General features: G+C 48.2%; 7 protein-coding genes. 1 reads left to right on the top strand and 6 read right to left on the bottom strand.

From position 1 onward, the window contains the following. Window positions 1-225: 225 nt before the first annotated feature. The 6 genes from IQ263_RS26915 to psbZ form a co-directional block, all read right to left on the bottom strand. Window positions 226-1,677 carry a DEAD/DEAH box helicase gene (locus IQ263_RS26915; protein WP_194071123.1) on the bottom strand — a complete coding sequence of 484 codons (1,452 nt, stop codon included), beginning with the start codon at window positions 1,675-1,677 and terminating at the stop codon, window positions 226-228. A gap of 927 nt (window positions 1,678-2,604) precedes the next feature. Continuing rightward, window positions 2,605-3,921, bottom strand: a complete 1,317-nt coding sequence (rimO, locus tag IQ263_RS26910) for a 30S ribosomal protein S12 methylthiotransferase RimO (RefSeq protein ID WP_194071122.1) — start codon at window positions 3,919-3,921, stop codon at window positions 2,605-2,607. A 209-nt stretch (window positions 3,922-4,130) separates the two neighbouring features. Further along, window positions 4,131-4,370 (bottom strand): toxin-antitoxin system protein, encoded by a 240-nt coding sequence (locus tag IQ263_RS26905; protein ID WP_194071121.1) that lies wholly within the window; start codon window positions 4,368-4,370, stop codon window positions 4,131-4,133. 101 nt (window positions 4,371-4,471) lie between these two features. Further along, window positions 4,472-5,107 (bottom strand): Uma2 family endonuclease, encoded by a 636-nt coding sequence (locus tag IQ263_RS26900; RefSeq protein ID WP_194071120.1) that lies wholly within the window; start codon window positions 5,105-5,107, stop codon window positions 4,472-4,474. Window positions 5,108-5,532: 425 nt separating this feature from the next. Beyond that, complete coding sequence (gene ribH, locus IQ263_RS26895) at window positions 5,533-6,117, bottom strand: 6,7-dimethyl-8-ribityllumazine synthase (RefSeq protein ID WP_194011166.1); 585 nt, start codon at window positions 6,115-6,117, stop codon at window positions 5,533-5,535. Window positions 6,118-6,359: 242 nt separating this feature from the next. Further along, a complete protein-coding gene (psbZ, locus tag IQ263_RS26890; protein ID WP_194011167.1) occupies window positions 6,360-6,551 on the bottom strand; it encodes a photosystem II reaction center protein PsbZ in 192 nt (63 codons plus the stop codon). A 559-nt stretch (window positions 6,552-7,110) separates the two neighbouring features. On the opposite strand from psbZ, the gene IQ263_RS26885 reads away from it, so the two are divergent. Continuing rightward, on the top strand, window positions 7,111-9,519 hold a 2,409-nt coding region (locus IQ263_RS26885), incomplete at its 3' end, for a CBS domain-containing protein (protein ID WP_194071119.1).

Below are 9,519 nucleotides of genomic sequence, written 5' to 3'. Positions count from 1 at the left end.
AATATTGTCAGGAAATAGTTGTTGAATTAATGAAAATAAGACCTAATAAATTGCCATTTTTTCAGAAGGGTATGAGAGCTATGTCCTTGATTGAGTCTATGTTTTAACGGGGTTGTCACCCCGTCAGGTCGCAGGGTTTTCAAACCAATTTTCCGATCAAAAAAAGATACGCAGTGCGTACCTTTTCAATTAGAAAATAAGGCGCGCCGAGGCGCACCCTACTAATTAGCTGTTCTGAGGAACAGGAGAACCAACGCTGGGCGCACCCACCTTAGCCCGCTTCTTGATCAAGATTGGCTTGACGGTGTTTTCTCCAACGGGGGGATCTTCTTGTTGAGCGTAATCAGCCCCCATCCAAGCAGGACGGCTTTGATCGAAGGCCATTTGCAATGCTGCAGCGGCGATCGCGTGGGAGTCGTATTCCTCGGACAACTCAGACACCAGAGGTAAGAAAGATGCCATCCGTTCGCCAGCCAAAGCTTCGCGAACTTTACCCTGCATTTTTTCCAACTGACGTGCTTCAATTTGTGCCCGTGTCGGAATGTTCCGCACTGTCAAGCTCGATCGCACGTGGCGTTCAATCAAACGCAATTTCCGGCGATCGACCGGTTGAATCAGCGTAATCGCTGTTCCTTCGCGACCGGCCCGGCCTGTGCGTCCGATCCGGTGAACGTAGCTTTCTACGCTATCGGGTAAATCGTAGTTAATTACGTGAGTCAAGTGATCCACGTCCAAGCCCCGCGCCGCAATATCAGTCGCTACTACCCAGCGGACTTGACATTGGCGGAACCGATGCAGCAAGCGTTCCCGCTGTGCCTGGTTCAAATTACCGTGATACTCGTCCACGCTGTGGCCTGCTGCTTGCAGTTGGCTGGTAAGTTCCGCCGCCGACTGCCGCGTCCGCACAAAAATCAGCGCCGATTCCGGGTCTTCCATTTCTAGAATTGGCTGCAAAGCTCTTGCTTTAGACCAGCCGCGCGGAATCATGTACACGCCTTGGCTGATGCGCTTCGGCGTTGCTTTTGGCTGTTCGACGGTGACGTTGACTGGGTTACGCAAATGGCGCGCTACCAATTTCCGAATGGAAGCTTCCATCGTCGCCGAGAAAAATGCCGTTTGACGATCTTTTGGTGCAGCATCCAAGATTTTTTCCACATCTTGGATAAAGCCCATGCTGAGCATTTCGTCAGCTTCGTCCAAAACCAGCCATTGTATTTTGTCTAGTTTCAGGCTGCCACGGCTGAGCATATCTAATATGCGTCCGGGTGTCCCGACAACTATGTGAACGCCGCGCTTCAAACGCTGCATTTGGCGATCGATCGATTGACCGCCGTACACTGTCAGAACTTGCAGAGAGCGACCTACTTTTACCGGGCCTTCCTTGCTGATACCGCTCAAATCGCGGATAGCTTCTGTTACCTGCATCGCCAATTCGCGGGTCGGTGTCAGCACCAGTGCTTGCACCGCAGTTACATCTAGATCGATCCGCTCCAAGATTGGCAACGAGAATGCTGCCGTTTTGCCCGTTCCTGTTTGGGCTTGACCCACAACGTCGCGACCTGCTAGCAAGTGCGGAATTGCTTGTACTTGGATGGGAGTAGGTTCTGTAAAGCCTAGTGTTTCCAGATGGAGAACGAGTTCTTCCGAAAGACCTAAGCCTTCAAACAATAAATTCATTAATGCTCCTAATAACGAGTCTTAGCCTTCTAAGTTGCCCAACTCGGATGCGGATTTCTGCTCGGCGGCAGGAACTCATTATGAGTTCTGTGTGGTGCTGCGCCTGCGCGCACCTTTTTAAATAGCAATCGAGTATAGGGCAGCTCCGTCGATGGTGACTAATTTACCAATTCGACAGCCGTCTTTGATTTTGTGACATCACCGATACCAACCGCCAGCGATCGGGTTATCGACTTCCAACATTCTTAAAATAGTACATTGGACTTCCTTTGAGGTACTTGCAAGCTTTCTCTCTAGGGCGTTTTATAGTGAGGATGATGACCAGCCCCACTGAACTGCACTACATAGTAGTTACAGGTTTGTTAGTTCAGGCGCTATCCCGCAATCCGTCGTCTGCGGGATTCAACAGGGGATGCAGCGACCGTTACTGCCTATCCATCTCAACACTCTTTCGGGATACCGTTGTCGTGCAGGGCGGACGGCGAAGCAATCTCAAATTCTCCCCGCTGGTTTCTGACTTTATATTAGCATAACTCTTTACATTCAGAAACAAAACAGTGAACTACCCGACGGTGACCTGCGGTACACCACGGGCTTCCCAATTCATTGGCAACAGCCGCCAGAACTCCGTAATTCTATTGGTCTTACATTGCCTCCAAGGGCAGGAGTCCTGGTTCCCAAGACCCATACTTTTTCTGGCAACACGTACCTTTGAGCTTGGTTTTCGCTTACGGCATTGGTGGTCAAGATGTACTAATTTTATCAGAAGAATTGCTCGTTTCCTCATCCACCCCGTCGCTGTTCCACAGCACGGCTTGGAATTCGACTCGCGGGAGTGGAATCGTCAACTCACTGGCACTCATCCCGACGCGAGGCTACACTCTTAGCGCGGGGCTGATGCTGCTTTGGCGGGCGGGACAGTTCGAGCTATACTTCTACTTGACCGTAGAGGTCATAGACATCGGCACTCGCAATTTTCACAGGTACTATCGAACCCAACCGCGCTTCTCCTGTCACATAGACGAGTCCATCTACTTCTGGGGAAAATCTGGCGGATCTACCAATCAACTCACCTGTCTCTGGCTGTTCTTGTTCTATCAGGACATCAACTACCTGACCGACAGATTCTTGATTCTTCTTCAATGATATAGGTTGTTGTGCCGCCATTATGGAATTGCGCCGCATTTCCATGATTTCTGCTGGTATTTGCTGGGGCAAGGTGAAGGCTGGGGTTCCTTCTTCTGGCGAAAACACGAAAACTCCGACGTGATCGAATTCGTGGCGCTTGACAAATTCCAGCAAATGTGCTGCGTGTTCTTCTGTTTCGCCGGGGAAGCCGACAATAAAAGTTGTCCGCATCACGGCGTTGGGAATTTCTGCTTTGAGCCGATCGACTATAGCATCATTAATCCCAGCTTGAAAAGGTCTGTTCATCGCCCGCAGAATTTCCGGGTGCGAGTGTTGCAGGGGTAAATCCAAATAGGGTAGAACGTTCGGCGTTTCGCGGATTGCCGCGACAACTTGCGGAGTCAAACCTGTAGGATAGGCGTAGTGCATCCGAATCCAGGGTACATCTACTTGGCCCAAAGCGCGCAGCAGTTCGGCTAGCTTCGGTTCGCCGTAGATATCTTTGCCGTAATTGGTGGTAATTTGAGAAATTAAGATAATTTCTTTGACACCTTCGGATGCTAATTGCTTAGCTTCGGCGACAATTGATTCGATCGTGCGCGATCGTTGATTTCCGCGCAAGTGCGGGATAATGCAAAATGCACAGCGGTAGTCACAGCCTTCTGCTATTCGCAGGTAGGCGACACCTTCCGATGTCGTGCGGTAGCGGGGAGTTGTTTCGTCAGCGATGTAAGTAGGTTCGCTAGAGACGAGGGAAACTCGATCGCCCTTTTCCACCTGCTGCATCACGCCGACTATTTTATGATAGTCGCCCGTGCCGACTATGGCGACGGCTTCGGGCAATTCGTCGAGCAATTCCTGCTGAAAATGCTGTGCCATGCAGCCAGTGATGACTACTTTTTTATTAGCTTCTGCCAATTCGACCAAAGTGCGGACTGACTCTTCTCTCGCGGCTTGGATAAAACTGCAAGTATTGACTACAACATAATCGGCTAATTCTTCATTAGAATCGACTTGATAGCCCGCTTGAGCCAGCAAGCCAATCATGTGTTCGGTATCGATGCGATTTTTTTCGCAGCCGAGGTGAGTAAATGCGATCGTTGGCTTCGTTGCCATGCAGTAATTAGTTGCTGTTGCGATATTTTTGATAACGTTTTATGATACCACACAATTTCAAAAATTGCAAGTTTGCGTGGATTTGAGCCGGGAATTCATATCAAATCCGGTTACACCGGAATGATGAGGAGACGGCAGTGCCGTGTCCCTACAATGTTATCTTCGGTAGGGACACGGCAATGCCGTCTCCTAATTTCATGGAAATACTGTCAACTGTCAACTAAAGTGATATCCCAGAGCGATCGTTCTTCAAGTTCTTCTTGCCAAGCTTCAGAGTTATTGCGTAGAGAAAGATAAGCTTGGTTTGCTGCTTCTAGAAACTGTTGTCTTCGGTATTGTTCGATTGCTTGTTCGAGAACTGCTTGGATTGATTTTCCAGAACTTGCAGAGATTTCTGCGAGGATTTTATAAAATGTATTGGCGATCGTAACTGTAGAAGTTTGATTCATGTTAGTTTTTTTTACTTACCCCAACGTTACCCAACTATTATAGCCCGTATTGAATACGACTTTATTTGATATCCTTTTGATACCCGATCGCCCCAGTCCTTCTAAGTCGGCTCAGTTGCAGGCAGACCGGCTCGAAAAATCTGCTCGACAGTCAACCTCAACTCTGGGAATGCCAGCGACTCAACTGTGTCATTTCCCCGAAACTGGCTGATTTGATATTCCCCGTCAACTAACTGGTAAACCGAGATAGTAGGTTGTTTCGGATTACCAATGAAGCGTCTGCCACCTTTTGCAGCATAATCCACAACCCAATATTCTGGGATACCCAGTCTTTCATAATCAGCTACTTTAACCAGGTAATCATCTTGCCAATTCGTGCTGACGACCTCTACAGCCAGTCGCACCGAAGACCCCATCGTGATGACAGATTCTTTTTTCCAGCGTGGCTCGTTTGCAAGTGCGGTTCTGTCTAGGATTATTACGTCTGGTTGGTAGCCTGATGCGTTAAGGACGAGTTTGAGCAGGCAGTCACCTGGAATTGAATAGGGTAATTCACGACGATCGATTTCAACTGCTAGTTTTGAGTGTATAAAACCCGTAACTTCCGAATGGTCGCCGGTTCCTAAAGGCATTTCAACAATTACTCCATTGTGTAGTTCGTACTTGTGGACAGAGTTCTCTGGATACCAAGCAACGAATTCATCAAACGTGATTGTTTTGGATATGGTTTGGATCATGTTGCGGTTTCCTCTGTCTGGCGATTAGTATGCGGAAAGCTCAAAGATTACACAATTCCTTGGACTATTTTAGCAGAAATACTTGACATAGGAAGTGAGGTTTGCTATGAGATTATCTCCAAAATCTCAAAATAGCGATCGCACCGATCGACCGAATCAGAAATCAGTATCTAGGCGATGAAATAATTGTTAGTGTTGCGCTATTTCTAAGAACGTTTTTTCGTACCACACAAGGCGATTTTTTTTGCCAGGTGTCGGTTTTATTGTCTATAGAAACCGGGTTTCTGTAGATTTCTCGTAACTGGCGATTAAACTCCAAGAAACCCGGTTTCTAGGCGTGGCGGTAATCTGCAGAAACCGGGTTTCTGCCTTAATTTCTCGTAACTGGCGATTAAACTCCAAGAAACCCGGTTTCTGCGGCGAAACTACACCGTTTGATTCGAGGATACATCAGGGGCGATCGCCCGATTAGCCTCACCCGAAATCACTGAAGCAGACGCAGCAGCCAATTGGCCGTAAGAATTTCCGCCCAAACCATTAACTTGACGCATCAAACTGCCCATTTCCAGAGCACTCATCCCATAATTCCAGCCCAAATTGCTCTTAATTCCCGCCCTTTCCAAAGCTTGCTGCATCGTGTCTGTCGTCACCACCCCAAAAATCACCGGCACACCTGTTTGAAAAGCAGCCGCAGCAATTCCCTTAGAAACCTCACCAGCTACAAAATCGAAATGCGGAGTTTGGCCGCGAATCACCGCACCCAGACAGATTACCGCATCGTAGCGACGAGAAAGAGCAGCTTGGCGAGCCACCAAAGGAATTTCAAAACATCCCGGAACCCAATAAAAATCTACTTGATCCCCATGAGGATCGATATCAACCCCGTGGCGCTTCAAACAATCTTGACATCCTTCCAAAAGTTTGCCGACAACCAAATCGTTAAAACGACCGATGACAATAGCAAAGCGCAAAGATTCTGTTTGAGTAAAAGTTCCCTCGAAAACTGTCATAATTTTAGATTATAGATACTTCGGCTTCGTTGTACAAGTTTTAGATTTTAGATTTTTCTAGACCTGAAGGCAAAAGTTATATAACAGAAACATCTCATCGGAATTTTAAGTTCAAAAACACATATAATCCAGCGTTCAGTAATTGTTTTAGCTTTTTCCGAACGCCGGATACCTTCAAAATTCTGATAAATGCCTTCTATCTTATACCTTTTACCTTCTTGTTTCGATCGCCTCGGACGATATTAAACCACCAAAAAGTTCAAAACGCCCACTGCAATAACCAGCAAAAACCACAGACCAGAACCTGCATAAATCAGAGTTTTAGACTGACTCCAGTTTTGGGGAGTGGCATAGGCTACCGGTACGCCAATTACCATCACAAAAGATAGCAGTACCAAAGCCAGTAAAACCAATTGAAACAGAATTGATAACATTTTTTCTCCTGTCGATATAGCCGTGCGTTGTTGACAAATAGTTTCCCATGATCTGGATAAACATTCCAGATCGTAGTTTCTGATTCCGCCCAAAACGGGTATCGTACCCCGACACTTTTGAGTGGATATCTCAAGATTTTAGATAAAAATTTAAGCTCGCAGATTTATCCGTGGAGTAAATCTAAAATCTAAAATCTAAAATCTAAAATCGAATGACAGTATCCTGATGGTCGATCGAGAAATTGTCGGTTGAGTCAGCGACTCTTGAGATTTTGACCAATTTTATCATTGTTCGCTACTCCACAGAAAACTAGAAAGGTTAAGTTACAGTCCTAGGCCGTGTCAACAACTAGGCCAAACCCGCAGTCCGAGAGGAATTGAAGTTCCTGTCTCAAAGCTGAAGTTCTAGGTCGAGGACTTTCGCTATAAGAGGGGGACTTCAATTCCTGGCGGCTTTTCGGGCTAAGCTGAAACCAAGAGTGAAAGCCCGATCGCCCGATCGCGTATCAGAGCGCGAGAAATTGCTACTGTGGGAGTGAGAGAAGGGGGATTTTCGGCTATGGACTTAGTTTTGTGCCACACAACGGCAGATTTTGACAGCTTGGGCGCGGCGGTGGGACTGTGCGTGCTGCACCCAGGTACCAGAATTGTGCTGACGGGCGGGTGTCACCCCACAGTGCGGGATTTTTTGGCGCTACACCGGGACGAGTATCCGCTGATCGAACGCCGATCGGTCAATCCGTCACAAATTCGATCGATTAGTATAGTAGACTCCTCCCAGCGCGATCGTTTGGGAAAAGCCGCCGCATGGCTAGACTTGCCACATATCAAGCAAATAGCCGTTTTCGACCACCACCTGCAAGCCGATTTAGACATACCCGCCACACTCACCCAGATAGAATCAGTCGGAGCAACCACTACATTAATTGTCGAACAACTGCGGGAAAAGCTCAAAAATGCCGCAGAAAACGGCGACACAGCATCCCGCCTGCTGCCTTCAGAAGCCACAGTCATGGCCCTGGGTATCCACGTCGATACCGGTTCCCTCACCTTTGAGGGCGCAACGGCGCGAGATGCAATGGCTTTGGCGTGGTTGATGGAACAGGGAGCGAGTTTGGGGGTCATCGCTGAGTATGTAGAACCCGGTTTGTCTCCTCAATTGCAGGATTTGCTGCAAGAATCGCTCAAGAATTTGCGATCGGAAACCTTGCACGGTTATACAGTAGCTTGGGTGCTGCTATCTACTGACAACTATGTTCCCGGACTTTCTTCCCTAGCTTCCCGCTTGCTCGATTTGACTGAAACCGATGCTCTACTTTTAGGCAATGTTTATAACTTTAGCGAAAACGACAGCAACCGCAACATCGCTGAACCGACAGTTTCCAACCGCTTAGCTATTATCGGTCGATCGCGCATTTCCAGCACAAACCTCAGCGAACTGTTCAAACCTTTCGGCGGCGGAGGCCACGCCAGCGCCGCATCCCTCGCCACCCGCGATGTTGACCCCATGCTGATTTTAAATCAGTTAGCTGATGAATTAAAAGCTCAAATTCCCCACCCTCCCACCGCCCGCGAGTTAATGTCCTCTCCAGTGCGGAGCATTCGCCCGGAAACCTCCGTGGGAGAAGCTCACCGCATCCTCCTACGTTACGGGCATTCTGGGCTGCCTGTGGTCGATGCGGGCGATCGGCTGACGGGCATTATTTCCCGCCGCGACATTGACATTGCCCTGCACCACGGTTTCAGCCACGCCCCGGCTAAGGGTTACATGACTCCGCAGCTAAAAACCATCGCCCCTGATACGTTGCTGCCAGAAATTGAAGCTTTAATGGTGACATACGATATCGGGCGTTTGCCAGTATTGGAAAACGGCGAACTCCTGGGAATTGTGACTCGCACCGACGTATTGCGGGAATTGCACCAACAAAAAACGCGAGACAGGGGAAATAATATTGAATTATCCTATTGTCCCTTGCCCGAATCTGTTGAACAGTTGTTGCGATCGGGCATTAGTCCAGAATTATGGCAGTTATTGTCGATCGCAGCCAATATTGCCAGAGAGCGCGGGTGGCAACTTTATATTGTCGGCGGAGCAGTGCGGGATTTACTCTTAGCAACGGACGATAAAGTGGCGCTAACAGACATTGATTTGGTAGTCGATGGAAACCGCAGCGCCGACGATTCCGGTGCCGGTGTCGAGTTAGCTTCATCGCTACAAAAACTATACCCAGATTCGCGTTTGGACGTTCACGGTGATTTTAAAACCGCCGCGCTATTGTGGCACAAAGATTCTGTTTTCGGCTCCCTGTGGCTGGATATCGCTACGGCTCGTACTGAATTTTATCCTTATCCGGCTGCAAATCCTGAAGTTGAAGCTAGTTCGATCCGTCAAGATTTGTACCGCAGGGATTTTACAATTAATGCTCTGGCTGTGCGGTTGGGAGAGCCTCGCAGTGGCGAATTGTTAGATTTTTTTGGCGGTTTACTAGACTTGAAAGCGCGCCAAATTCGAGTTTTGCACGCTAACAGTTTTATTGAAGATCCGACGCGAATTTATCGGGCTGTAAGGTTTGCGGTGCGGTTGGGATTTGCGATCGAGCCACAAACTGAAGAATACATCCGCCACGCTACCGAAAGCGGGATTTATTACCGCATTCAAGGGGAAAGCGGCCGAACTCCGGCTTTGGAAACTCGCCTCAAAAGTGAATTGAGGTACATTTTGCAAGCTCCTTACTGGAAGCTTGCTCTGCAAATGTTGGGAGATTTGCAGGCTTTGCGCTGTATTCATCCTACTTTGGAGTTGGATCGAAATTTGTGGCGGCGGCTGCGTTTGCTCGATCGATGTTTGAATGGAAGGAAGAAGGAAGAGGGTTCGGCAGCGGATTCTGTAACGGATGTAACGGATGTAACCGATGGAATTAAGAAACAAGTAGTTAAAAAATTCCCGATGCCCCATGCCCAATTCCCC

This window comes from Tychonema sp. LEGE 06208 (genome assembly GCF_015207505.1).
GTDB lineage: Bacteria > Cyanobacteriota > Cyanobacteriia > Cyanobacteriales > Microcoleaceae > Microcoleus.
Note: the sequence above shows the minus strand (reverse complement) of the source record. Positions and strands in the feature narration are given on the sequence as shown.

Coding starts and splice junctions, on each gene's coding strand:
- IQ263_RS26915 (WP_194071123.1), bottom strand. CDS start 1,677: ATGAATTTATTGTTTGAAGGCTTAGGTCTTTCGGAAGAACTCGTTCTC.
- rimO (WP_194071122.1), bottom strand. CDS start 3,921: ATGGCAACGAAGCCAACGATCGCATTTACTCACCTCGGCTGCGAAAAA.
- IQ263_RS26905 (WP_194071121.1), bottom strand. CDS start 4,370: ATGAATCAAACTTCTACAGTTACGATCGCCAATACATTTTATAAAATC.
- IQ263_RS26900 (WP_194071120.1), bottom strand. CDS start 5,107: ATGATCCAAACCATATCCAAAACAATCACGTTTGATGAATTCGTTGCT.
- ribH (WP_194011166.1), bottom strand. CDS start 6,117: ATGACAGTTTTCGAGGGAACTTTTACTCAAACAGAATCTTTGCGCTTT.
- psbZ (WP_194011167.1), bottom strand. CDS start 6,551: ATGTTATCAATTCTGTTTCAATTGGTTTTACTGGCTTTGGTACTGCTA.